The 24743-nt window shown below is 65.7% G+C and carries 20 protein-coding genes and 1 pseudogene; 10 read left to right on the top strand and 11 right to left on the bottom strand.

Going from position 1 to position 24743, the window contains the following annotated elements; genetic code table 11:
• The first annotated feature begins 2 nt into the window (after positions 1-2).
• Positions 3-1094 carry a beta-N-acetylhexosaminidase gene (gene nagZ, locus PQU89_RS03895; protein WP_272764708.1) on the top strand — a complete coding sequence of 364 codons (1092 nt, stop codon included), beginning with the start codon at positions 3-5 and terminating at the stop codon, positions 1092-1094.
• Between the two features lie 120 nt (positions 1095-1214).
• Here the strand turns inward: nagZ and PQU89_RS03900 are convergent, their stop codons facing one another.
• From PQU89_RS03900 to dinG, 5 genes and pseudogenes are all read right to left on the bottom strand, one after another.
• Positions 1215-2882: a SulP family inorganic anion transporter gene (locus PQU89_RS03900; RefSeq protein ID WP_272764709.1), complete on the bottom strand. Its 1668-nt coding sequence runs from the start codon at positions 2880-2882 to the stop codon at positions 1215-1217.
• A gap of 114 nt (positions 2883-2996) precedes the next feature.
• Positions 2997-4463, bottom strand: a complete 1467-nt coding sequence (locus PQU89_RS03905) for a cyclic-di-GMP receptor FimW-related protein (protein ID WP_272764710.1) — start codon at positions 4461-4463, stop codon at positions 2997-2999.
• Between the two features lie 176 nt (positions 4464-4639).
• Positions 4640-5437, bottom strand: a complete 798-nt coding sequence (gene map, locus PQU89_RS03910; protein WP_047966263.1) for a type I methionyl aminopeptidase — start codon at positions 5435-5437, stop codon at positions 4640-4642.
• 118 nt (positions 5438-5555) lie between these two features.
• Positions 5556-5843, bottom strand: a pseudogene (locus PQU89_RS03915) (DUF3579 domain-containing protein); the annotation flags it as partial.
• A 178-nt stretch (positions 5844-6021) separates the two neighbouring features.
• Positions 6022-8154 carry an ATP-dependent DNA helicase DinG gene (dinG, locus tag PQU89_RS03920; protein WP_272764711.1) on the bottom strand — a complete coding sequence of 711 codons (2133 nt, stop codon included), beginning with the start codon at positions 8152-8154 and terminating at the stop codon, positions 6022-6024.
• Between the two features lie 143 nt (positions 8155-8297).
• Here dinG and PQU89_RS03925 point away from each other — a divergent pair, with 143 nt between their 5' ends.
• The 6 genes from PQU89_RS03925 to PQU89_RS03950 all read left to right on the top strand — a co-directional run bounded on the left by PQU89_RS03925 (position 8298) and on the right by PQU89_RS03950 (position 14215).
• Positions 8298-10265 carry an aminotransferase class I/II-fold pyridoxal phosphate-dependent enzyme gene (locus PQU89_RS03925; RefSeq protein WP_272764712.1) on the top strand — a complete coding sequence of 656 codons (1968 nt, stop codon included), beginning with the start codon at positions 8298-8300 and terminating at the stop codon, positions 10263-10265.
• 303 nt (positions 10266-10568) lie between these two features.
• Entirely contained in the window at positions 10569-11492 is a 924-nt protein-coding gene (gene argF, locus PQU89_RS03930) for an ornithine carbamoyltransferase (RefSeq protein ID WP_272764713.1), read from the top strand.
• A 37-nt stretch (positions 11493-11529) separates the two neighbouring features.
• Positions 11530-12750 (top strand): argininosuccinate synthase, encoded by a 1221-nt coding sequence (locus PQU89_RS03935; protein ID WP_047966258.1) that lies wholly within the window; start codon positions 11530-11532, stop codon positions 12748-12750.
• A 105-nt stretch (positions 12751-12855) separates the two neighbouring features.
• Positions 12856-13059, top strand: coding sequence for a DUF2788 domain-containing protein (locus PQU89_RS03940; protein WP_120810039.1), 204 nt, complete (start codon positions 12856-12858; stop codon positions 13057-13059).
• Complete coding sequence (locus PQU89_RS03945) at positions 13056-13676, top strand: DUF1294 domain-containing protein (protein ID WP_272764714.1); 621 nt, start codon at positions 13056-13058, stop codon at positions 13674-13676. The genes PQU89_RS03940 and PQU89_RS03945 overlap by 4 nt, the downstream gene beginning before the upstream one ends.
• A 53-nt stretch (positions 13677-13729) precedes the next feature.
• The gene (locus tag PQU89_RS03950) at positions 13730-14215 is read left to right on the top strand and encodes a YajQ family cyclic di-GMP-binding protein (protein WP_047967524.1); all 486 of its coding nucleotides are present in this window, start codon (positions 13730-13732) and stop codon (positions 14213-14215) included.
• Positions 14216-14350: 135 nt separating this feature from the next.
• Here PQU89_RS03950 and PQU89_RS03955 read toward each other — a convergent pair whose 3' ends face one another.
• The 5 genes from PQU89_RS03955 to mnmH all read right to left on the bottom strand — a co-directional run bounded on the left by PQU89_RS03955 (position 14351) and on the right by mnmH (position 18857).
• Positions 14351-14629: a glutathione S-transferase family protein gene (locus tag PQU89_RS03955; RefSeq protein ID WP_272764715.1), complete on the bottom strand. Its 279-nt coding sequence runs from the start codon at positions 14627-14629 to the stop codon at positions 14351-14353.
• On the bottom strand, positions 14614-14718 hold the full coding sequence (locus PQU89_RS17195) for a DUF3309 family protein (protein WP_441372850.1): 105 nt from the start codon (positions 14716-14718) through the stop codon (positions 14614-14616). Before PQU89_RS17195 ends, PQU89_RS03955 begins: the two co-directional genes overlap by 16 nt.
• Before the next feature lies 1 nt (position 14719).
• Positions 14720-15904, bottom strand: coding sequence for a DesA family fatty acid desaturase (locus tag PQU89_RS03960; protein WP_272764716.1), 1185 nt, complete (start codon positions 15902-15904; stop codon positions 14720-14722).
• 631 nt (positions 15905-16535) lie between these two features.
• Entirely contained in the window at positions 16536-17684 is a 1149-nt protein-coding gene (locus PQU89_RS03965; RefSeq protein WP_272764717.1) for a GGDEF domain-containing protein, read from the bottom strand.
• Positions 17685-17822: 138 nt separating this feature from the next.
• Positions 17823-18857 (bottom strand): tRNA 2-selenouridine(34) synthase MnmH, encoded by a 1035-nt coding sequence (gene mnmH, locus PQU89_RS03970; RefSeq protein WP_272764718.1) that lies wholly within the window; start codon positions 18855-18857, stop codon positions 17823-17825.
• An 18-nt stretch (positions 18858-18875) separates the two neighbouring features.
• On the opposite strand from mnmH, the gene selD reads away from it, so the two are divergent.
• Entirely contained in the window at positions 18876-19916 is a 1041-nt protein-coding gene (gene selD / locus PQU89_RS03975) for a selenide, water dikinase SelD (RefSeq protein ID WP_272764719.1), read from the top strand.
• A 74-nt stretch (positions 19917-19990) separates the two neighbouring features.
• Here the strand turns inward: selD and lysA are convergent, their stop codons facing one another.
• Complete coding sequence (gene lysA, locus PQU89_RS03980) at positions 19991-21229, bottom strand: diaminopimelate decarboxylase (protein WP_272764720.1); 1239 nt, start codon at positions 21227-21229, stop codon at positions 19991-19993.
• A gap of 289 nt (positions 21230-21518) precedes the next feature.
• Between lysA and PQU89_RS03985 the strand changes: the two genes are divergently transcribed.
• Together PQU89_RS03985 and PQU89_RS03990 are read left to right on the top strand one after the other, a co-directional pair.
• Positions 21519-22436 (top strand): LysR family transcriptional regulator, encoded by a 918-nt coding sequence (locus PQU89_RS03985; RefSeq protein ID WP_047967555.1) that lies wholly within the window; start codon positions 21519-21521, stop codon positions 22434-22436.
• A 254-nt stretch (positions 22437-22690) separates the two neighbouring features.
• Positions 22691-24697, top strand: coding sequence for a site-specific recombinase (locus PQU89_RS03990; protein WP_272764721.1), 2007 nt, complete (start codon positions 22691-22693; stop codon positions 24695-24697).
• Positions 24698-24743: the final 46 nt, after the last annotated feature.

Here is a 24743-nt window from a genome sequence, read left to right on the forward strand (position 1 = left end):
CCATGAACAAGCTTCCCCTGCAATTGCCCCGCGGCCCGGTGATGATCGACGTCGCGGCCTTTACCCTGACCGCTGCCGAGCGCGAGCGCCTGTCCCACCCGCTGGTCGGCGGCGTGATCCTGTTCCGCCGCAATTTCCAGAATATCGAACAGCTGCAGGCGCTGACCGCCGAGATCCGCGCGTTGCGCGAGCCGCAGCTGCTGATCGCCGTCGATCACGAAGGCGGCCGCGTGCAGCGCTTCATCGACGGTTTCACCCGTCTGCCGCCGATGCGGGTGCTGGGCGAGGCGTGGGAGCATGAGGGTGTCTCGGTCGGCCGTGTGGCGACCGAGAACGTGGGCTACGTGCTGGCCGCCGAGCTGCGTGCCTGCGGCATCGACCTCAGCTTCACCCCAGTGCTGGATCTGGACTGGGGGCAGTGCGCGGTGATCGGTAATCGCAGTTTCCATCGCGCCCCAGCAGTGGTGTCGGATCTGGCGCTGGCGCTGCAACATGGCCTGCAGCGTGGCGGCATGGGCAGTTGCGGCAAGCACTTTCCAGGGCACGGTTTCGTCGAGGGTGACAGCCATCACGTGATTCCGGTAGATCAGCGCAGTCTGGCGCAATTGCAGGCCGATGATCTGCAACCGTTCGCCGCGCTGGCGGCGGCCGGCATGGCCTCGGTGATGCCGGCACACGTGGTGTATCCGGCGGTGGACGCGCAGCCGGCCGGCTTCTCGCGGCGCTGGTTGCAGGACATCCTGCGTGGCGAGCTGGGCTTCGATGGCGTGATCTTCTCCGACGACCTGACCATGGAAGGCGCCGCCGGTGTCGGCAACATCGTCGAGCGCGCCCGTGCCGCCTTCGACGCCGGCTGCGATATGGCACTGGTGTGCAACCGTCCGGATCTGGCCGACCAGCTGCTGGCCGAACTGGCCGATCCGCAGTTGCCAGGGTTGGCCGCACGACTGGAGAAGATGGCCGGGCAGGGCGTACAGGCGGACTGGCAGGCGCTGCTGGCTACCGACAGCTTCGCGCAGGCGCGCGCGGCGGTGCAGCAGCTGAGCATGCCCAAGGATGCGCTGGCCGGGCCGGCGGTAGGCGAAGCCTGCTGAGCCCAGACGGGCTTAACCCGTCCGCGGCAAGCGACAAGGGCAGCCAGCTGGCTGCCCTTTTTCACGTCCGCGCTGCAAGAGGCACGGTATACGATGAGTCATCGAACCATCGCGGCGGGCTCAGGCCCACACCACGCCGGCGGTGAGCACTTCCTCCGCGTGCTGTAGCGCGGTGGTCAGATCGGGCTGGATGTTGCGGTTGCCCATCTCGCGGGCGAGGCGTGCCTGCTTCAGCATCTGCATCACCTCGGTGCCGGCGCCGCACAGGATCAGGGTGCGCCCCTGCGCCTTCAGGTGCCGGTTCAGCGCCGACAGCGCCAGCAGGCCGGTGGTGTCCAGCATCACCAGCCGGTGCAGTTGCAGGATGATGACCCGCGCCTCGGGATGGGCATTGGCGATGGCTTCGACGCGGTCGGTGGCGCCGAAGAACAGCGCACCCTCGATGCGGTAGGCGATGCAGCCGTCCGGAATGCGCTTGCCGGCGATGGAGTGACGTTCGTACAGCTGCTGATGTTCGGCTTTCAGCTCCTGCACGCTGGTGCTGCCGGCCATGCGCTGGATGAAGAACACCGCCGCCATCATCAGCCCGATCTGCACCGCGATGGTGAGGTCGAAGATGACCGTCAGCGCGAAGGTCACCACCAGCACCAGCGTGTCGCGCTTCGGAAACTGCGCCGCCTTGCGGATATCCCAGTCGCCCATCTTGACAGCGACCGCGATCAGGATGGCGGCCAGCACCGCCAGCGGAATGTAGGCCGCCAGCGGTGCCGCGATCAGGATCACCAGCAGCAGGAACAGCGCGTGCACGATGCCGGAGACCGGCGTCTTGCCGCCGTTGTTGATGTTGGTGGCGGTGCGGGCGATGGCGCCGGTGGCCGGGATGCCGCCGAAGAACGGCACCACCATGTTGGCGATGCCCTGCGCGATCAGCTCCTGGTTGGCGTCGTGCTTGTCGCCGGTCAGGTTGTCGGCGACCACGGCGCAGAGCAGCGATTCGATGGCACCGAGCAGCGCGATGGTGAAGGCCGGGGCCAGCAGGTCGGACAGGTGCTCCGGGTCGAAGGCCAGGCCGTGCAGCTCGGGCAGCCCTTGCGGAATACCGCCGAACTTGCTGCCGATGGTGGCCAGCGGCAGCGAGAACAGGCTGACGGTCAGCGTGGCCAGCACCAGCGCCACAAACGGTCCCGGCAGTTTCTGGTTCAGTGATTTCGGCCACAGCAGGATCAGCAGCAGCGAGGCGGCGGAGACGGCCAGTGTCAGCGGGTCGAGCTGATTGATGGTGTGGCGCAGGATGTCGACGACGGCGAAGAAGCCGCTGGGCATGCTGCCGATCGGCAGGCCGAAGAAATCCTTCAGCTGGGTGAGCAGGATCAGCACTGCGATGCCGTTGGTGAAGCCGGTAATCAGCGGCATCGGGAAGAACTTGATCACCTGCCCCAGGCGCAGCAGCCCCATCAGCACCAGCATCGCCCCGGCCATGAAGGTACAGATGATCAGGTTGGCGATACCGTATTTGACCACGATGCCGTAGATGATGACGATGAAGGCGCCGGTCGGGCCGCTGACCGAGGTCTTGCTGCCACCCAGTAGCGAGGTCAGGAAGCCGGCGATGACGGCGGTAAAGATGCCGGCCTGTGGCGGCACGCCGCTGGCAATAGCGAACGCCATCGCCAGTGGCAGCGCGACGATGCCGACGGTGATGCCGGCCATCAGGTCCTGGCGCAGGGTGGCCTTGTCGTAGCGGCGCAGGGTGTGCAGCAGGGCGGGGTGGAAGCGGACGGTGGCCATGGGGCGCTCTGGGCGGCAATTGGAGAGCTACAGACTAGTAAAATCCCCATTGCTGCTCAAGGGTTTTATGCAAACACGACGCCGAAAGCGGCAAGGTCTTGCCGCCGGAATGGCTCAGTGGCGTTCGGCGCGGACGTTGATCAGCTGGTAGTAGGCAGTCTGCAACAGCAGGCGGGTAGCCTTGACCGGCAGCACGCCCTGCGGCTGGTGGATCTCGAACTGGCGCAATGCCTGGTACGGCTTGCCGTACATCACCAGCACGTCCTGCGGGTTGAGGCGGGCATTGGCGGCCAGCCGGATCGCGTTTTGTGCCGGCTCGGTGGCGTGGGTGACGACCGGTTTCACCTGGATTGCTTCCGGGTTCTTGCCGACGATCTCGATGCCGCACTCGGTGTCGCCGCACGGACTGTGGCGGTTGATCCAGCGCACCACGCCGAGGAAAGGGTCGCGACCGGGGCGGCGGATCAGCACCAGTTCGCCGCTGCGCAGCGGCATAGTCGGTAGTTGGCCGCGCAGCAGGTAGCCGCTGGCGCTCATATTGCACACCTGCATGTGCGCCACCGGTGGTGGTGTGTCGTCGCTGGCGGCTTGCAATGCCTGCCAGCAGTGGTCGAGGGTGGCGTGCAGCTGAACGAACTCTTCGCTCTTGCTGTGCAGGCGCAGGTAGCGCCGCTGCGGCGGATAGACCAGCTCCTGGCGCAGTTTCAGGATAAGCTGCTGTTCCAGCTGTGCCGCGGCATCCAGTTGCGGGGTGGCCTGGCTTTTTTCTTCCCAGCTCTGCAGCACGCGATGCACACCGAGTAGCAGCTGGGCGTGTTCCTGCCCCGGTTTGCTACGGATGCTGCTGTGGCGCGGTGCGGCGTCACGCTCCAGGTCGACGATGAAGCCGTTGCCGTCGACTGCCGACGCCAGCGGCAGTAGCTGGGCGTGCTTGCCGCCTTCGCGCACCAGTCGCACCAGGCATTCGATGCGGGCCGGGTCCAGCCGGTTGCTGGCGGCGACGCCGAGCAGCAGCAGCTGGCGGTACAGCGCGCCGAGGGTGTCGTTCTTGCCGGCGGCAGTTTTGTTTTCCCAGCCGCCATCGAGCAGGTAGCGGTACAGGCGGTGGCAATCCTGCCAGAAGCCGGGAGGCAGGCTGCTGTAGCCGAGCGCATGGGTGCGCAGCACCTCGATGGCACAGGCGAGACAGTCGGCGCAGGCGTCAATCTTGCTTTTGTTGCTGCTGAAAAAGCCGCTGCGGCCAGCCTCTTGCAGCAGTACCCGTTTTGCCTGGTGCAGCAGGCTGCTGGCGAGAGCCTGGGCCAGTACCATGGCGAACAGCGCCTGCTGTGGCTGCGATGCGTCCAGACGGCGGGCCAGCTCCAGCAACGCCGGCAGCAGGCTGTCGGCCTGGGCTCGCTGTGCCGGCAGCAGGGGCGTGCTGTTGCTGGTCAATGCGGCATGCAGCTCACGCAGCAGGGTCTCGGCGGCGGCAAGGGTCTGCCGCGCGCCTTGCTCGCGGGCGTGCTCGCCACTGGCGCGCATCAGGTCGGCAAATTCGACTGCTTCGGCCAGATCGATGGCCATGACGAGGGTCAGCACATTCAGGGCACTAGCTTGGGAAGTGGGGGGGTGGCGTGCTCTGGGCGCGCCGGCTGCTGGGCATTGTGCCTGCTTAGTGGCGGAAGAAAAGGGGTGTTGGCCGCATTTTGGCGGGAATGTGCATATTCACGCAAAAGGCCGGACATTCAGTCCGGCCTCGTTAACGCTGCTGCGGCTTATTTCCACACCGGTTTCGGCGGGGTGCCGTCGGAGGTGGTCATGATTTCGTAACCGGTTTCGGTGACCAGTACGGTGTGTTCCCACTGCGCCGACAGGCTGCGGTCCTTGGTGACCACGGTCCAGCCATCGGCCAGCAGGCGCAGGTGGCGCTTGCCCTGGTTGATCATCGGCTCGATGGTGAAGATCATGCCGGCTTTCAGTTCCATGCCGGTGCCCGGCTGGCCGTAGTGCAGCACTTGTGGCTCTTCGTGGAACTTGGTGCCGATGCCGTGGCCGCAGAATTCCTGTACCACGCTGTAGCCGGCGCCTTCGGCGTGGCGCTGGATGGCGTTGCCGATGTCGCCGAGGCGGGCGCCCGGCTTGACCTTCTCGATGCCCTTCCACATGCACTCGTAGGTGACCTTGCACAGCCGGCGCGCAAAGTCGCTGACCTGGCCGACGTAGTACATGCGGCTGTTGTCGCCGTGGTAGCCATCCTTGATCACGGTGATGTCCATGTTGAGGATGTCGCCGCTTTTCAGTGGCTTGTCGTCGGGGATGCCGTGGCAGATCACGTGGTTGATCGAGGTGCAGATCGATTTCGGATACGGAATGCCACCATCCGGCGCGTAGTTCAGCGGCGCCGGGATGGTGCCCTGCACATTGACCATGTAGTCGTGGCAGAGCTGGTTCAGTTCGTTGGTGGTGACGCCGGGTTTGACGAAGGGCGTAATGTAGTCGAGCACTTCCGCGGCGAGCCGTCCGGCAACGCGCATTTTTTCGATATCTTGCTGGCTTTTGATCAGAGTGGACATGCGTTCATCGCTTGATGGGTTCAAGCCGTCATGATAGCAAACATCACGTTAGCGGACGACCCGCGCCGTCTGCCTGCGTGCTGCCAGCATGTCAGGCCAGAAACTGGTTCGGGTAGATTTCGTCGATCAGGGTGCGGCAATCCACGATGCGCAGATCGTTGTCCTTGGCAAAATCCATCAGGAAGCGGAATACCTGCGGCTGGTTTTTTTCCAGCTTCTTGTCCACTGCGACGCAGCGGACATTGTCCAGCATCATCGGGCGTACAAACTGGTGATAGGCCAGCTTCTGGTCGTCACCAAACGACGAGAGGATGCCGGCGAGGCGTTCGGCCCAGTCGCTGGGACGGAACGTGCGGCCTTCGGATGTCAGGCCTTGGATAACGATTTCGTATGGATTACAGATCATGGCTTAACCGGGCGCGTTCTTGAGTGGGTGTGGTCTCTTGCCCTGTGCTGAATTGTTATATGGCAGAGCAAACTGTTCTGCGATGTCAGTCACGGTTCGGGTTTACCCTCCATTCTACCGTAAAACCGGGTGGGCATCATCCTGCGCGGGGGTGGCAGGATGGCGGCTTTCCCCAATATCAAATCCGGCGGAATGGTGGCAGGGCGGCCAGCAGGCGTTTGCCATAGTTCTGACGCACGATGCGAGTGTCAAGAATGGTGACGCGGCCATAGTCCTGTTCGGTACGGATCAGGCGGCCGACGGCCTGGATCAGCTTGATCGACGCCTCCGGCACCGTCAGCTCCACGAAGGGGTTGCCGCCGCGTTTCTCTATCCAGCGCGACAGGGTGCGGCCGACCGGGTCATCCGGCATCGCGAACGGCAGCTTGGCGATGATCACATGCACGCAGGCCTCGCCCGGCAGGTCCAGCCCCTCGGAGAACGAGTCCAGCCCGAACAGCACGCTGGCGCGGCCGGCCTGCAGCGCGTCACGGTGATTCTGCAGCAGCACCGCCTTGGGCAGCTCGCCCTGCATCTGCACCCGTTCGCGCAGGTTGGCCGCAAGCCCTTCCGCTACTTCCTGCATCTGCTTGCGCGAGGTGAACAGCACCAGCGTGCCGACCGCCTCGTTGAGGTCGACCAGCTTGGGCAGCCAGTCGATGATTTCGCGGGTGTGGCCGGCCGGGTCTTTCGGGGTGCTGAGCAGCGGCGGCACGTACAGTTCGCCCTGTTCGCTGAAGTTGAACGGCGAATCCAGCGCCACGGTCTGCACCTGCTCCAGCCACTTGAGACCGGTCTGCGACAGCAGCAGGTCAAAGCTGCCCAGAGAGCGCAGCGTGGCCGAGGTCAGTACCGCACCGGCGGCACGGCGCCACAGCGTGGCGGCGAGGCTGCCGGCCGCGCTTACCGGCGAGGCGGAGAACAGGTAGTCGCCCTTGCCGTCGGCGCGGCGGGTCACCCACTTGGCGATCGGCGGCGCGTTTTCTTCCGGTTCCTTCTCGAACAGGTCCCACAACGCCATCAGCTGTTCGCACTTGCCGACCATGAAGCCGACATCGGAGCTGGTCTTGTCGATCAGCAGCGTCTCCTGCTGCTTGTCCTTGCGCAACTGGCCAAGGCCGTCGCTCATGCCGGTCAGGTTCTTGTAGAGCATGCGCGCCGACAGCGCCATGTTGGCCGCAGGGATCTTCATCGATTCCGGCAGCACGCCGTCCTCGACTAGCCACGACGGCTCCAGATTGTCGCTGCTGGCTTCCAGCGACGGCTCGGTCTGCAGCAGCCATAGCCATTCGGTGAGGCTTTCCATGCAGGCTGCCGCCGCCTCGCAGGCGTTGCTGGCCAGCTCCGGCTTGTCGATCAGGCTTTCGACGCGGGTCGCCAGCGGCGTGACCTTGTCCAGCCACTGCATCGCCTGCGCCAGGCTGTGTTCGGCGGCGAACTGGTTGACGGCCTTCTTGGCGAGGTGGTGCGCCTCGTCGATGCAGTAGAAGCTGTTTTCCGGCGCCGGCAGGATCACGCCGCCGCCCATCGCCACGTCGGCCAGCATCAGGTCGTGGTTGGCGACCACGATGTCGACGGTTTCCAGCGTTTCGCGCGCCAGATAGAACGGGCACTCCGGGCGGTTGGGACAGCCGGCTTTCAGGCAGCCGTGGCGGTCGTTGGTGACGCGGCGCCACAGCTCGTCGTTGATCATTTCCGGCCAGCTGTCGCGGTCGCCGTTCCACTTGCGGTAGTAGAAGGCGTCGGCCAGCTGGCGCAGCGCCTCGATCTCGCCCTGTTCCGGCTTGCGCTCCCATAGCGCCAGTGCCGGGTCCTGCGCGATCAGCTCGCCCTGCGCGTTGTCGGCGGTGAGCTGGTACAGACGGTACGGGCACAGGTAACGGCCGCGGCCCTTGGCCAGCGCGAAGGTGGCCGGCAGGCCGCTTTTCTCGATGGCGAACGGCAGGTCGCGATTGACCAGCTGTTCCTGCAGCGCGATGGTGGCGCTGGTGACCACCAGCTTCTTGCCGCGCGACTTGGCCATCACGCCGCCCGCCAGCAGGTAGGCCAGGCTCTTGCCGACGCCGGTCGGGCCTTCGATCACGGCGATGCTCTCGCCGTTGCGCTCCGGCGCGTCGTCGCTGTCCTCGGTCTTGCACAGGGTGTTGCCGAAGGCGTTGGCGACGGTGGCCAGCATCTGACGCTGGGCGGCGCGGGGGCGGAAGCCCGGCAGGTTGTCGGCAATGGCGCGATAGTACTCGCGCAGGGAATCTTTTTCGGCGTCGGTCAGCATCCGCGCATTGTAGCGGATTGGCTGCACGCCTGCTTTGCCGCGTCGCCGGCCGGGGCGGGCTGGCATCGCCGCTGCGCGCCGCTTAGCGGCCTGTCATCGGGGCGGCTAGACTGGGAACACGGCTGGCGCCGCAGGAGGAAACCATGACACCAGTGAGCCGGGTCTTGATCGTCAGCAACGACGCACGCTGGCAGGCCGCCGTGCTGGCGGGGCTGAACGCGGCCGCCGCTAGGCTGCACAATCCGCTGGGCCTGTGTTTTGCCAGTGTCGCCTGCAGCAGCGACGCGCTGGCGCAGGTGGCACACGACGGTGAGTTGCAGTTCGTGCTGCTGGACAAGGGCATGAAGGAGCAGGGGCAGACGCAGCCGGCGGTGGAGCTTGCCAACCAGATCTCCGCGTTGCGGCCGGAGTTGTCGCTGTACATCCTGCTGCAGGACGACGACGAGAAGGTGCTGATGGAGACGCTGGCCAGCCACGCGGTGGACGGTTATTTCTACCGCGACGAGCAGGATTTTCACGGCTGGTTCCGCATCCTCGCCGCCGAGCTGGCGGAGAAGTCGGCGACGCCGTTCTACGACCGCCTCAAGCTGTATGTCAGCATGGCCAAGGACTCGTGGCATACCCCGGGCCACTCCGGTGGCGACTCGTTCAAGAACAGCCCGTGGGTGGGCGATTTCTACGATTTCGTCGGTGAGGAAATGCTGCGTGCCGACCTGTCGGTGTCGGTGCCGATGCTGGACTCGCTGCTGCACCCGACCGGGGTGATCGCCGACGCGCAAACGTTGGCCGCAAAGGCATTCGGCGCGCGCAAGACCTATTTTGCCACCAACGGTACCTCCACCTCCAACAAGGTGATCTTCCAGACGCTGCTGGCGCCGGGCGACAAGCTGCTGCTGGACCGCAATTGTCACAAATCGGTGCACCACGGCGTAATCCTGTCCGGCGCGCTGCCGCTGTATCTCGACTCCTCGGTCAACCGCCACTATGGCATCTTCGGGCCGGTACCCAAGCAGGTGATCTTCGACGCCATTGCGGCCAACCCCGACGCGCGGGTACTGATCCTGACCTCCTGCACCTACGACGGCCTGCGCTACGACCTGCCGCCGATCATCGCCGCCGCCCACGCCGCCGGCATCAAGGTGGTGGTCGACGAGGCCTGGTATGGTCACGCCCGCTTTCACCACGCGTTGCGGCCAACGGCGCTGGAATCCGGTGCCGACTATGTCACGCAAAGCACGCACAAGGTGCTGTCGGCGTTCTCGCAGGCGAGCATGATTCACGTCAACGACCCGGCGTTCGACGAGCACCTGTTCCGCGAAAACTTCAATATGCACGCCTCGACCAGCCCGCAGTACAACCTGATCGCCAGCCTCGACGTGGCGCGCAAGCAGGCGGTGACCGAGGGCTTTCGCCTGCTCGATCGCGCGCTGAAGCTGGCGCAGGAATTGCGGCAGAAGATCAACTCCACCGGCGCCTTTCGCGTGCTGGAGCTGGAAGACCTGCTGCCGCAGAGCGTGTGTGACGACGGCATCCGCCTCGATCCGACCAAGCTGACGGTAGACATCTCGCAAGCCGGCTATAGCGCCGACGAGTTGCAGCGCGCGCTGTTCGAGCGCTTCAACATCCAGTTCGAGAAATCTACGTTCAATACCATCACCCTGTTGCTGACGGTGGGCACCACGCGCAGCAAGGTGTCGCGGCTGTTTGATGCGCTGTTGCGGCTGGCCAAGGAACAGCGCCCACCGCGGCTGCTGGGACGGATGCCGGAGATCCCCGGCTTTACCCGTCTGGCCTGCCTGCCGCGCGATGCCTTCTACGAAACGGGTGAACGCCTGCCGCTGTTCGACGACGAGGGACGCGCTAATCCGCAACTGAGCGGCCGTGTCTGTTGCGACCAGATCGTGCCCTATCCGCCGGGCATCCCGGTGCTGGTGCCGGGTCAGCTGATCGACGACGGCATCATCGCCTACCTGGCGCGGCTGTTGAAAACGCAGAAGCGCATCGAGATGCACGGTCTGGACGAGGAGGGCGGCGAGTACCGGGTACGAGTGCTGACACCGGCGGAACTGGCGGCGTTGCCGGGGCAGGCCGGCGCGGCGGTACGGGAATGAGCACCCGTGCCGCAGTGTTGATTATGCTAAACACCGGAAATTGCCTAGCCGGCTGATTCATATCGGTTTTTTTGAAAAAATGCGTGCGGGCACTGGCGCGCAAATGCCACACAGACTTGTCACCAGATTGGATTTCGGATACATATAACCATGTCGCAATTCTGTAAAACATGAAATGGACATGGGCAGATATTGCGACAATCCGAGCCAGGCAACGCCAGTTTGCGTGTAGTAATGTGCCACTGCGCATGAAAACGCCACGTTTTCACGCTGCCGTGGCATTCATTTTTTCCGGAATTCAACATGACCAAAACCAGACATTTTTTACAATTCAGCGACCTGACAGCCGAAGAGTGCCAGCACATCTTCCACCGAGCACAGGTCCTGAAGCGACGACATGTCTCTGGCGAGCTGTACCGTCCGCTGCTGGGCAAGGTCATGACCATGATTTTCGAGAAGAATTCCACGCGCACCCGCGTGTCGTTCGAGGCTGGCATGTCGCAGCTGGGCGGCCACGCGATGTTTCTCGATGGCAAGAGCTCGCAGATCGGGCGCGGCGAGCCGGTGGAAGACACCGCGCGCGTGCTGTCGCGCATGAGCGACATCATCATGATCCGCACCTTCGAGCAGAGCATGGTGGAAACGCTGGCCGCCAACTCGCGCGTGCCGGTGATCAACGGCCTGACCAACGAATATCATCCGTGCCAGATTCTGGCCGACATCCTGACCTATATTGAACACCGTGGTGACATCCGCGGCAAAACCGTGGCCTGGATCGGTGATGGCAACAACATGAGCCGCACCTGGCTGCAGGCGGCCAAGCTGCTGGGCTTCAAGCTGCAGATCGCCACCCCGGCCGGTTACGAGCTGACGGTGCTGGACGGCCAGGACTACGGTGCGGATTGCTTCGCGGCGTCGCACGACCCGCTGGCTGCCGCGCGCGGCGCCGATCTGGTGACCACCGACGTGTTCACCAGCATGGGCTACGAGGGCGAGGCCGAGGCGCGACGCCAGGCATTTGACGGTTTCATGGTCACCAGCGAGCTGATGGCTGCGGCCAACCCTGACGCGCTGTTCATGCACTGCCTGCCGGCGCACCGCGGCGAAGAAGTGGCTGCCGCTGTCATTGACGGCCCGCAAAGCGTAGTATGGGACGAGGCAGAAAACCGCATGCACGCACAAAAAGCCCTGATTGAATACTTGATGCTGGGTCGTATTGACGACTGATCCGGCGGCAACCCAAGCGTATCTGAAAGAGAAAACGATGTCTGATATCAACAAAGTCGTACTTGCCTATTCCGGCGGCCTCGATACTTCGGTGATCCTGAAGTGGCTGCAAGACACCTACCAGTGCGAAGTGGTGACCTTCACCGCTGACCTAGGCCAGGGCGAAGAACTGGAACCGGCACGCCAGAAGGCGCTGCAGTTCGGCATCAAGCCGGAAAACATCTTCATCGACGACCTGCGCGAAGAGTTCGTGCGCGACTTCGTGTTCCCGATGTTCCGTGCCAACACCGTGTACGAAGGCGAGTACCTGCTGGGTACCTCCATCGCCCGTCCGCTGATCGCCAAACGCCAGATCGAGATCGCCAACCTGACCGGTGCCGACGCGGTATCGCACGGTGCTACCGGCAAGGGTAACGACCAGGTGCGTTTCGAGCTGGGCTACTACGGCCTGAAGCCGGACGTGAAAGTGATCGCGCCGTGGCGCGAGTGGGACCTGCTGTCCCGCGAAAAACTGCTGGCCTACGCCGAGAAGAACGGCATTCCGGTCGACATGAAGCACAAGAACGGTGGCGCGCCATACTCGATGGACGCCAACCTGCTGCACATCTCCTTCGAAGGCCGTCACCTGGAAAACCCGTCGGCCGAGGCCGAGGAATCGATGTGGCGCTGGAGCGTGTCGCCGGAAGCGGCACCGGATGCACCGGAATACCTGGACGTCGAATTCGAGCGCGGCGACATCGTGGCGCTGAACGGCGTGCGCCTGAAGGCCCACGAAGTGCTGGCCAAGCTGAACGAGCTGGGCGGCAAGCACGGTATCGGCCGTCTTGACCTGGTGGAAAACCGCTACGTCGGCATGAAGTCGCGTGGCTGCTACGAAACCCCGGGTGGCACCATCATCCTCAAGGCGCACCGTGCCATCGAGTCCATCACCCTGGACCGCGAAGTGGCGCACCTGAAGGACGACCTGATGCCACGCTACGCCAGCATGATCTACAACGGCTACTGGTGGGCACCGGAGCGCAAGGCACTGCAGACCCTGATCGACTACACCCAGCAGAGCGTCAACGGCTGGGTGCGCCTGAAGCTGTACAAGGGCAACGTGATCGTGGTCAGCCGCGACTCGAAGACCAACTCGCTGTTCGACATGAACATCGCGACCTTCGACGACGACGGCGGTGCCTACAACCAGGCCGACGCCGGTGGCTTCATCAAGCTGAACGCACTGCGCATGCGCATTGCCGGCCGCATGAACAAGTAAGCCGGACTGATCTGGCTCATGAAACCGCACCTCATCGGGTGCGGTTTTTTATTGCCGCTTTTATAATCTGCGGCCAACCTTACCGATCCGTATGCAGGGGACAGCATGAGCGAAGAAGAATTCACCAACTGGTCGATGGGCATCCTGCTCACCGGCCTGATCATTTTCATGGGCTTCATCATCTGGGATCTGGGCAAGAAATCCGGCGCCGGCAAGACCGGCATGATCGCGCTGTTCGTGGTGCTGGGCTTTGGCGTGATGGGCTTCGTGTTCAAGAACATCCTGGTTGAATTCCTGGTGATGAAATGAGCGGCGGCGCGCGACAGGAAAAGGGCGTCATCAGCCGCTGGCAGGAAGAGCGCGGCTTTGGCTTCATCCAGCCGGAGCAGGGCGCGGCGCTGTTTGTGCACGTCAGCGCCTTTGCCGCCACGCCGCGCCGGCCGGCGGTGGGCGACGCGGTGTATTTCCTGCGCGCGCGGGACGACAAGGGCAAGCCGCGCGCCAGCTGGGCCGCGTTCGCCGGTGTGCCGCAGCAGGCGGTGACGGCAAAGGCACTGCCGGACAACACGCCGCGGCCGTGGCTGGCGGTGCTGTTCGTGATCGCGCTGTGTGCGCTGTACGTGCGCGGCCTGCTACCACGCGACGTGCTGATGCTGTACGCGGTGATCAGCGTACTGACGGTGCTGGTCTACCACCGCGACAAGGCGGCGGCGCTGCGCAATCGCTGGCGCACGCCGGAGCGCACGTTGCACTGGCTGGCGCTGCTCGGCGGCTGGCCGGGCGCGATGCTGGCGCAATACTGGTTCCGCCACAAGTCGACCAAGCCGGCCTTTCGCCGCTGGTTCTGGGCGACGGTGCTGGGCAATGGCGCGCTGCTGGGCTGCGGCCTGTACCAGGGCGAGCGGCTGCTGGCGTTGCTGCGCTGACAATTGCCGGGCACGGCGCTAGAATAAGCGGCAATTTTGATAAGGAAGATGTGATGCCGTCATTTGATACCGTTTCCGAAGTGGATACCGTTGAAGTTCGCAACGCGGTCGACCAGACCAGCAAGGAAGTGGCGACCCGCTACGATTTCAAGGGCACCAGCGCCAGCCTGGAGCTGAAGGAAAAAGTGATTACCCTGCACGGTGACGCCGAATTCCAGATCCAGCAGATCATGGACATCCTGCTGGGCAAGCTGGCCAAGCGCGGCATCGACGTGCGTTGCCTGGAGTACGGCGACGTGAAGCAGGTCGGTGGCAACAAGGCCACCCAGACCGTGACCGTCAAGGAGGGCATCGAGACAGAGCTGGCGAAGAAGATCGTCAAGCTGATCAAGGACGCCAAGCTCAAGGTGCAGGCCAGCATCCAGGGCGAAGCGGTACGCGTGACCGGCGCCAAGCGCGACGACCTGCAGGCGGTGATGGCGCTGCTGCGCAAGGAAGTGACCGATTTCCCGCTGCAATTCAACAACTTCCGCGACTGATTGCCGCGCGTTGTCACAAAAAAGGCTGCCCATCGGGCAGCCTTTTTTCATGGTGGCGGCAGTTCAGCGCCGCGCCCGCCGGTGCTGCCGGCAGAGGCAGGTCTGGCCCGCGCGGCAGTCCTGTTGTCGCCGTGCTCAGTGCAGCAGGCTGTACGGCCCGCCTTGTGCCTGCGCGCGCTGGTGGGCCGGGTGGGCGTGGATTGCCAGCAGCCAGGCCAGCAGCCGTGGTTGCCGCGCATCGATAAAGCCGCGTGCTTGCGCAGCCTCCATGAACGCCACGTGCTGACGAATCTGCGGCCCGAGGTAGCTTTTCTGCACCCCCTTGGCGATGGCGCCGGCGAGCGGTCGCAGCAGCCACTGCATCGGCGGCAGGGACAGGCGGCTGAACACCAGATGCATCAGCAGCGGCGGCATTGCCGAGCCAAGCCTGCCGCCGGGGCGTAACCCCTGCTTCGGCTGTGCAGCCAACCGGGGATGGCGCCGAGCTGCAGGATGGTGCCCAGCTCATTTGGTCTCTCCTAACGGCAAGTCGTAGCTTTGCAGCGCGCGTGAGAATTCCCGCAGCGCGTCAATGCCGCTGCCCTCGGCGCGGCGGCACCAGTCTTCCAGCTGGGCGAGCAGCTGCTCCTTCGAGGTGCCGGAGCGGCGCCACAGCGCGGTGAGATCCTGTCGCATCAGTTCTATGGTGTTCAGCTTGCAGTTGTGGCGCAGCGCCTGTTCCAGCGCGGTGCGCTGCGGCAGCGGCAGGACGCGGCTGCCGCGTTGCAGCCACTGGCGCACCGCCGCGTGCGGCAGTGGCGGTAGCAGTGCCGCACCGCGGCCGAGCTCGGACACGGCGACAGGGTGCAGCAGGCGGGCAAAGCGCGCCAGCACGTGATGGCGGTGCACGATCACCGCCTGCAGCGTGTCGGCATCGCACGCCGTCTTGGCGCGGTTGTAGCGCAGCGGCGGCGCCAGCTTGTGCACCGTGGCCAGTCGCAGCGCGGCCAGCAGGCGGATGTACAGCCAGCCGATATCGAACTCCCAGCGCCGGCTGGACAGCCGGGCAGAGCTGGCATAGGCGTGGTGATTGTTGTGCAGCTCTTCACCGCCGATCAGGATGCCCCACGGTACGACATTGCGCGAACAGTCGTCGGGCGCGAAATTGCGGTAGCCCCAGTAGTGGCCGACGCCGTTGATGACGCCGGCGGCAAAGAACGGGATCCACAGCATCTGCACCGCCCACACGCTGAGACCGAGCGGGCCGAATAGCAGCAGGTCGATGAGCAGCATCAGGCTGACGCCCAGCGCGCTGTAGCGGGCGTACAGCCGGCGTTCGATCCAGTCGTCGGGGGTGTGGTGGCCGTATTTTTCCAGCATCGCCGGGTCGGTGGCCGCGCGGCGGTACAGCTCGGCGCCCTGCAGCAGCACCGTGCGCAGGCCGTACACCTGCGGGCTGTGCGGATCGTCCGCGTTTTCGCAGACGGCGTGGTGCTTGCGGTGGATCGCCACCCACTCGCGGGTGACCATACCGGTGGTCAGCCACAGCCAGAAACGGAACAGGTGGCTGACGACCGGGTGCAGCGCCAGCGCGTGGTGCGCCTGGTGGCGGTGCAAAAAGATGGTCACCGCGGCAATGGTGACGTGGGTCAGCCCCAGCGTGACCAGCAGCGTGCCCCACCAGGGCAGATCAAGCAGACCGAGTTGCATCTTCCGCTCCTTTGTAGCCGGGCACGGCATGCGGCCAGTGTCTGCGGCCAACCTTGGACGTGCCATCTGATACTACGACAACGGGCGCCACTGTCTGTTCGCCAGCGCACCGACAAGACCGTGACACTGACCATCCTTGAAACAGTATTCGCCTCGCCGGCGCGTCCTCTTTGCGTACAGCCGGCGACATGAGCAACCGCCCTTGCTGATACCACATGCGGCCGGAACGATGCGGGACGGGAACCGGGCGACCGTGTACCGGCGGGTTCCCGACGCGATAGGGCAAGGCGCCGCGCCCTGCGCCGGGGCGGCAACTTGCCAATGGCTGTAGCGAGCCGCTGCGGGTGGAGGACATCCTGGTGTTCATTCCGCCCCGTTCAACCCCTATGGCCATGTCGCCATCGTGGCGGAGGTGAATGCCCGCGTGGTGATCGTGGTGCAGCAGAACGCTGGGCCGCTGCTGTCGTCGCGAGAGGCGTTTCCGTCCCGGCGTCCCGGCGTCACGGCGCGCGGCTGTGGCTGGCTGATGAGCGGGTGCTGGGCTGGTTGCGGCTGCCGCCGCCCGCGGTGCTGGCCTCGGCCCCGCTGGCACTGGCGCCGGCCGCGCCATTGTCCGCCGCAGCACTCAGCGTTACAGCGCGCTGATGCAAACCCGGTTGCGGCCCTGTTCCTTGGCCGCATACAGCTGCAGGTCGGCCTGCTGGAACAGCTCGCGCAGCGGGGTGCGGCCGCGCGCGGCGACCACCAGCCCGGTGCTCACCGTCTGCTGCAGCGTGTTGCCGTCGCTGGTGGTGATCGGCGCGGCAGCCAGGGTCTGGCGCAGCGTTTCCGCCAGCACCGGTGCGTGCGGCACCGCGCTGCCGCTGAGCAGCACCGAGAATTCCTCGCCGCCGTTGCGGCCGTACACCGCATCGAAATGGCCGAAGTGGCGATCCAGCAGCGTGGCAAAGTGCACCAGCACCTCGTCGCCGGCGAGGTGGCCGTGGCTGTCGTTGACGCGCTTGAACCAGTCCAGATCCATCACCAGCAGCGCCACCGGCGCATCGGGATTGGCCGCCAGCCGCTGCTCGGCCTGCTCGTGAAAGGCGCGGCGGTTGGCCAGCCCGGTCAGGCTGTCCAGCATCGCCTGCTGGTAGAGGCGGATTTCCAGTCGCTCGAAGCAGATGAAGATGAAGCACAGCAGCTTGGCGTACTCCAGCCACATCGCCTGGTAGTCGAGGTAGGCAAACAGCGCTGAATTGGCCAGCCAGCCGCTGCTGACGGCGCTGGAGTACAGCAGGCGCACGCTGTAGGTCAGCATCAGCAGCAGTACGATCAGCCGGCCGAGACGGTAGCCCAGCCGCGCCTGGTGCGGGCTGCGGCGCAGGCTGCGCCACAACAGCGCGTGGAACAGCAGGTAGGCGGCGCTGAACAGCAGGATGCGCCAGGCGAAGGCCTCGGCCCCGAACGGCAGCAGCAGGAACACGCCGCTGACCGCGCCCGCCAGCAGCAGCCCCGGCCGCCACGGCAGCCGCGCGTGCTCCAGCGCCACGCCGCCGATCCAGGTCAGCATCAGCGAGAAAAACAGCAGGCAGTTGGCGAGGCCGACGCCCAACCACGGCGACAGGTAGGGGCGCAGCGCGATCAGCGCGATGCCGGCGCAGGCCAGCACGCCAGCCACGCCCCAGATGCGCAGCGCCTGCTCCTGGCGATAGCGCAGGCCGATCAGTAGCAGGATGGTGGTCATCAGCACAAAGGTGGTGACGTGTCCGACGTACAGGGTGTAGAGATCAAGTTTCATGCGGCCGTTTGCCAGGGCGGGATGAGGTGATGGTAAGGGGTGACGCTGGCGGTGTGCAGACGGGATGGTTGGCGACCAAGCCAGCCAGGGTTGGCCGCAAGCGTGATGCGCTGCGGCCAACCTTGCGACCGGGCGGCCTCAGCCGGCCAGCTGGCTGGCCACCTGCTGCAGCGTGGCGTCGTCCAGTGCCGGTACCGCCAGCGGCTGCACCGCCTGGGTGTAGTGTTTGCCCTGCGAGCGCAGGTACAGCGGGTCGTAGTGACTGGTCAGCAGCTCGCCGACCAGGGTGTCGAAATCGCCGCTGCGCGCCATCGCCGCCCACGCCTCCAGCTGCGCCTTGCCGTGCACATTGCGCAGGAAGCCGAGCTGGGTCACCAGCCGTTCCGGCTCGCGCAGGTAAAAGTCGTAGTCGCGCTTGAGGAAATCCACCCGCGCCGCCAGCGGCACCTCCAGCTGCAGGCAGGCGCTGTCGTGCATGCGGCTGTACAGCGCGTCCGGCAGCGACACGAAGCCGATCTTCTTGCTTTCCGCCTCCACGAACACCGGCCGCGTCGGGTCGAAACCCTGCAGCGCGCTGTCCAGCAGGCTGTCGAAGCGCTTTTGCGACGGCTGCGCCACGTCCGGCAGCCGCCCCAGCACCGAGCCGCGGTGCGCGGCGAGGCCTTCCAGATCCAGCACCTGCGCGCCCTGTGCCGCCAGCGCCGCCAGCAGCCGGCTCTTGCCGCTGCCGGTGGGGCCGCTGATCACGCGGAAGCGGAACTGCTGCGGCAGGGTAGCGAGATCGGCCAGCACCTGGTGGCGATAGGCCTTGTAGCCGCCTTCCAGCTGGTGCGCCGCCCAGCCGATCTGCGCCAGGATGATCGCCATCGAGCCGGAGCGCTGTCCGCCGCGCCAGCAGTACACCAGCGGCCGCCACGACTTGGGGTGACGTGCGAACTGTTCGTCGAGGTGGCGCGCGATATTGCGCGCGACGATGGCGGCACCGACCTTGCGCGCCTCGAACGGCGACACCTGCTTGTACAGGGTGCCGACGCGCACGCGCTCCTCGTCGCTCATCACCGGGCAGTTGATGGCGCCGGGGATGTGGTCTTCGGCAAATTCCGCCGGGGTGCGCACGTCGATGATCTCGTCAAATTGGTGGCGCTGTGCTACGGTCGCGAGCTTGAAAAACATAGTAGGGAGGCGTGGGCCATGACAGGAATCAGATTGACGCAATTGTCGCACGGTGGCGGATGCGGCTGCAAAATTGCGCCGTCGGTATTGCAGGCGATCCTGTCCGGCGCCCGTGACAAGCTGCCGTACCCGGACTTGCTGGTCGGCGCCGAAACCAGCGACGACGCGGCGGTGTACCGTCTCAACGACAGCCAGGCGCTGGTGGCAACCACCGACTTCTTCCTGCCGATTGTCGATGACGCGCGCGACTTCGGCCGCATCGCTGCCACCAACGCCATCTCCGACATCTACGCGATGGGCGCCACGCCCATCATGGCGCTGGCCATCGTCGGCATGCCGGTGAACACGCTGCCGGTGGAAACCATCCGCGACATCCTGCAGGGTGGCGAATCGGTGTGCCGCGAGGCCGGCATTCCCATTGCCGGCGGCCACTCCATCGACGCGCCGGAGCCGATCTACGGCCTGGTGGTGATGGGGCTGATGCATCCCGAGCAGATCAAGCGCAACTGCGACGCCCGTGACGGCGACGTGCTGATCCTCGGCAAGGGCCTGGGCGTCGGCATCCTGGCGCAGGCGATGAAGAAGGGCGAGCTGGACGACGCAGGCTATCAGGCGCTGATTGCCTCCACCACGCAGCTGAACAAGGTCGGCAGCCAGCTTGCTGCCATGGGTCAGGTTCACGCGCTGACCGACGTCACCGGCTTCGGTCTGCTCGGCCACCTGCTGGAAATCTGCCGCGGCTCGCAACTGGCCGCGCATCTGGAGATGGCGCAGGTGCCGGTGATCCGCGAGGCGCAGGCGTGGGCGGAGAAGGGCTACGGCCCCGGTGCCATTGAGCGCAACCTAGCCAGCTTCGGCGAGGACGTGCACACCGCTGACAGTGTTGCCGACTGGCAGCTGCGGGTGCTGGCCGATGCGCAGACCAGCGGCGGCCTGCTGGTGGCGGTAGCGCCGGAGGCGGCCGACAGCGTGCTGGCGCAGTTCCATGCCGCCGGCTTCGGCTACGCCAGCATCATTGGCACGCTGCAGCAGGGCGAGGCGAAAATCCACGTGCGCTGAGCGAGCGCTCCCGAAACGACAAAAGGTTGGCCGCAGCGATGCGGCCAACCTTTTTCATTTGCTTGCTACGGGATTTACAGCAGTTCCAGCGCCAGCAGTTCCTCCACCGTCTGGCGGCGGCGGATCAGGCGGTCGGACTCGCCGTCCACCAGCACCTCAGCGATCAGCGGGCGGGTGTTGTAGTTGCTGGACATCGACGCGCCGTAGGCGCCGGTGTCGTGGAACACCAGCAGGTCGCCGACGCTGGCCGCCGGCAGGCTGCGCGGCAGTACCACGCCGCCGTCGCCCTGGGTGAACACGTCACCGGATTCGCACAGCGGGCCGCCGACCACGGTGTCTTTTTCCGGCTTCTGCACGCCGTCCTGCGGCACCACGGTGATGTGGTGGTAGCTGCCGTACATCGACGGGCGCATCAGCTCGTTGAAACCGGCGTCGACCAGCACGAAGTGGTTGTTGCCGGCGTCCTTGGCGGCGCGCACCTCGGCCAGCAGGTTGCCGGATTCGGCCACCAGGTAGCGGCCCGGCTCGATCTCCAGCGCCAGCGGATGGCCGATCACGGCGGCGGCGTCCTGCCGCGCGGCATCCCACAGCGTGAAGTAGTGCGCGGTGTCGATGCTGGCGTCACCGTCGCGGTAGGGGATGGACAGCCCGCCGCCGGCGGAGATGGCGTGCAGGTCGTGGCCGTGGGCTTTCACCTGTTGCACCAGCTCCACCATGGTGCCGCACACCTGTTGCAGGTGGCTGTAGTCGACGCCGGAGCCGATGTGCATGTGCAGGCCGACCAGCTGCAGGCCGTGCTGGCGGATCACGTCCAGTGCCGCCGGCAGGTCGCTGTGCCAGATGCCGTGCTTGCTGTGTTCGCCGCCGGTGTTGGTCTTGTTGCTGTGGCCGTGGCCGAAGCCGGGATTGATGCGCAGCCACACGCGGTGGCCGGGCGAGGCCTCGCCCAGCTGGTGCAGCATGTCGATGGAGCCGGCGTTCACCGGGATGCGGTGCTCGATCACCGTCGCCAGCGTGTCGCGGTCGATCAGGTCGGCGGTGAACACGATGCCGGACGGCTCGCCGGCGGCGTCATAGCCGGCGGCCAGCGCGCGCAGGATCTCGCCGCGCGACACCGCGTCCACCTTCACCCCCTGTTCGCGCATCAGGCGCAGGATGTGGGTGTTGCTGCACGCCTTCTGTGCAAAACGGATGGTGTCGAACTGGCGCAGCGCGGCGATGCGCTGGCGGATGGTGTCGGCGTCGTACACCCACAGCGGGGTGCCGTAGTGCTGGGCGAGGGCGGCGAGGCGGGCGGTGTCGGGGGTCTGCATCTCGGTGAGTCCTTGGTGGTCTGGTGGCCGGCCCGTGCGGTGCGGGGCGGCGATATCGGGTGCCTAGCGGTGGCAAATTGCGGGTGCGTCCCGCCAGGCTGAGGGTGCCTTCTGTCTCGTCGGCGTTTTGCGGCCTGTTGCGCTTGCGCCAGGGTTGGCCGCAAGGGAGCACGATTGCGGTCTGTGCCGCGTGGCGTGCTCCACCGTTAGCGGCATCATGCCCTTGGTGGGTGATTCAGTAAAATGCTAATATTTTGGCTGGTAATTCATTTTTGATATGGAGTGCGCCGTGAGCATCAGCCATCGTCACATCGAAGTGTTCCGCGCGGTGATGACCAGCGGCAGCGTCACCGGCGCCGCCAGCCTGCTGTACACCTCGCAGCCGACGGTCAGTCGCGAGCTGGCGCGACTGGAGCAGCTGCTGGGCTTTGCGCTGTTCGAGCGCCAGCGCGGCCGGCTGCAGCCGACGGCGCCGGCGCTGGCGCTGTTCGACGAGGTGCAGCGCTCCTATATCGGGCTGGAACGCATCGCCGGCGTGGCGGCCAACCTTGGCCGCCAGGATCGCGGGCAGTTGTCGCTGCTGTGCCTGCCGGCCTTCGCGCATGCCTTGCTGCCGGCGGTATGCCGCCGCTTTGCCGCCGGCCACCACGGTGTCGGCATCGCCATCACGCCGCAGGAGTCGCCGCTGCTGGAAGAATGGCTGTCGGCGCAGCGCTACGATCTGGGACTGACCGAGCACGAGGCCGCGCCGCCGGGCACCCGGCTGCAGGCGCAATGGCTGGCCGACGAGGTGTGCGTGCTGCCGGACGGGCACCCGCTGCTGGCACGCACGGTGCTGGCGCCGCAGGATTTTGCCGGCCAGGCCTTCGTCAGCCTGTCGCCGGACGACCCCTACCGCGTGCAGCTGGATCGCGTTTTTGCCGATGCCGGTGTGGCGCGGCAGATGCTGCTGGAGACGCACAGCGCGGTGGCGGTGTGCGCGATGGTGGCCGCCGGGCTGGGGGTGGCCATCGTCAACCCGCTGACCGCCTTGTCGCTGGCCGGGCAGGGGGTGCAGCTGCGCCGCTTCGCGGTGTCGGTGCCGTTCCGCGTCAGCCTGGTGCTGCCGGAGTTCCGCCCGTCGACGCCGCTGACCGGTGCCTTTGCCGACGCGGTGGTCGCCGAGCTGGCGCACGCCACCGCCGCGCTGGCTGAGGCGTTGGCTTGAGCCTGATGGAGGCGGGTAGCGATTGGTGCTGCATTGCAAAAAATGTTGCGCCACGCTATGTAGTTGATTAAAAAGTAAAAATCCTGATTTTGGTCGGTGCCGTCTGCTGGCCGCCCGCTATCCTGACGGAATTTTCTGGCGCGACGCGCGGTCAGACCCTGTTATACCCTGCAGTTCGTGCCGCCATTGCCCACCGCGGCATGCTCCCATCGCAACGTGTCAAACGTGACGCAAACTGTCCAACGGATGACTGAATGGATCAAATACTTTCCCAATTGGCCAACCGCCAAAGTGATACCCCACCGGTGCCGTATCTGGCACGCCTGGTCGCTCAGGTCCGCCCCGACGACGCCGGCGATTTCGTGCAGGCCACCAGCAATCTGCGCGCGCTGACCTATCTGCTGTCGCGCCACGCGAGCTACCGCGCCGGCCTGCGCCAGGCGCTGGTCGACCTGCTCGGCTCCACCCGCCAGGTGCAGCTGTATACCGACACCGGCACGCTGTCCAACGAGACCTTTGCCCAGGCGCTGCGCCGTCGCATCGGCGAGCGCTTGCTGCCGCCGGCGCGCTCCGGCGCCCACCTGGCCGACCAGTTCGGCGTGATCTTCTGCCAACGCGAGGATTACCGTTGGGTGGCCGCGCTGTCGCAGGAAGTGTGGCAGGAGCTGTGGCAGGCGCTGGCGTGGGACGAGGAGCGGCAGATGGTCGCCAACCCGACACGTCTGCAGCTCTTGGAGGCCGTGCAGGTGCTGACCGCGCGCATCACCGCCATCGGGCTGGAGCCGGAGCTGGTGAAGACCTATCCCGACATCGAACGCTTCGAGTCGCCGTTCCTGCACCTGTCCGCCGAGGCGCAGCGCTATGTTGCCTCGGCGCGCGCGGCGATGGTGGACGAGACCTGCCCCGACGAGGACGACCGCCAGGTGCTGGTGCTGCTGGAGCAGTGCGAGGACGTGATCGCCCGCCTGCGCAAGGCGGCGGCCAACCGTGGCGTGTCGGTAAGCCTGACCTACCACGTCACCCGCCTGCGCCAGCACATCCAGCGCCTGCGCACGTTGCTGGCATTGCTGGACCCGGAGCGCAGCCCGGCGCGCGACGCCACGCTGTTTAGCCTGCTGGCCGAGCTGGTGCGCGCGGAAAACCGCAAGTACAGCCTGCGCGACGTGTTCGCCAGCAATACCGAGCTGCTGGCGCGGCAGGTCACCGAACACGCCGGCCGCCACGGCGAGCACTACATCGCGGAAAACCGCAGCCAGTGGCTGGCGATGGGCAAGGCGGCGATGGGCGCCGGCGTCATCGTCGGCTTCATGGCGCTGTTCAAGCTGCTGATCGCCACGCTGCACCTGCCGCTGATCTGGGAGGCGCTGGCCTTCGGCCTCAACTACTCGCTGGGTTTCATGCTGGTGCACGTGTTGCACTTCACCATCGCCACCAAGCAGCCGGCGATGACGGCGGCGCGCATCGCCGCCGCCATCCACGAGGCCGGCGGCAAGGCCGACATGGCGGAGCTGGCCGAGCTGGTGGTCAAGGTGATGCGCACCCAGTTCGTGGCCATTCTCGGCAACGTGCTGCTGGCGATCCCGGTGGCGTGGGCGATCGCCGAAGCCTGGCTGTGGCTGGCCGGCACGCCGGTGATCGACGAGGCCAAGGCGGCGCACCTGCTGCACGACCTGCATCCGCTCACCAGCCTGGCGCTGTTCCACGCCGCCATTGCCGGTGTGTACCTGTTCCTGTCCGGCCTGATCGCCGGCTACTACGACAACAAGGCGATCTACCGCCAGATCCCGCAGCGGCTGGCCGCGGTGCCGTGGCTGAACCGGCTGCTGGGCGAGGCGCGCACCCGCCGCTTTGCCCACTACGTCGAGCACAACCTCGGCGGCCTGGCCGGCAACTTCTACTTCGGCATGTTCCTCGGTATCACCGGCACCATCGGCTTTTTGCTCGGCCTGCCGCTGGACATCCGCCACATCACCTTCTCCTCCGCCTATCTGTCCTACGCCGCGGTCACCTACGACTACGCGCTGCCACTGGCGACGGTGCTGTGGTCGGTGGCCGGGGTGGCGCTGATCGGCATGACCAACCTGCTGGTCAGCTTCAGCCTGGCGCTGTGGGTGGCGCTGCGCTCGCGCAAGCTGCGCGGCAGCGACGCCTTGCCGCTGCTGCCGGCGGTGCTCAAGCGCTTCCTGCGCGGGCCGAAGGCGTTCTTCATTCCGCCGCGAGAACGGGCGGAAGAGCCGGAGGAGGCCGCGCCACCGGCCTGAGGCTTTGCCGTTTGATGCCGTGTTTGCCGTCACGCCCCGCCTTGAG

This window comes from Vogesella indigofera, assembly GCF_028548395.1.
Lineage (GTDB): Bacteria > Pseudomonadota > Gammaproteobacteria > Burkholderiales > Chromobacteriaceae > Vogesella > Vogesella indigofera_A.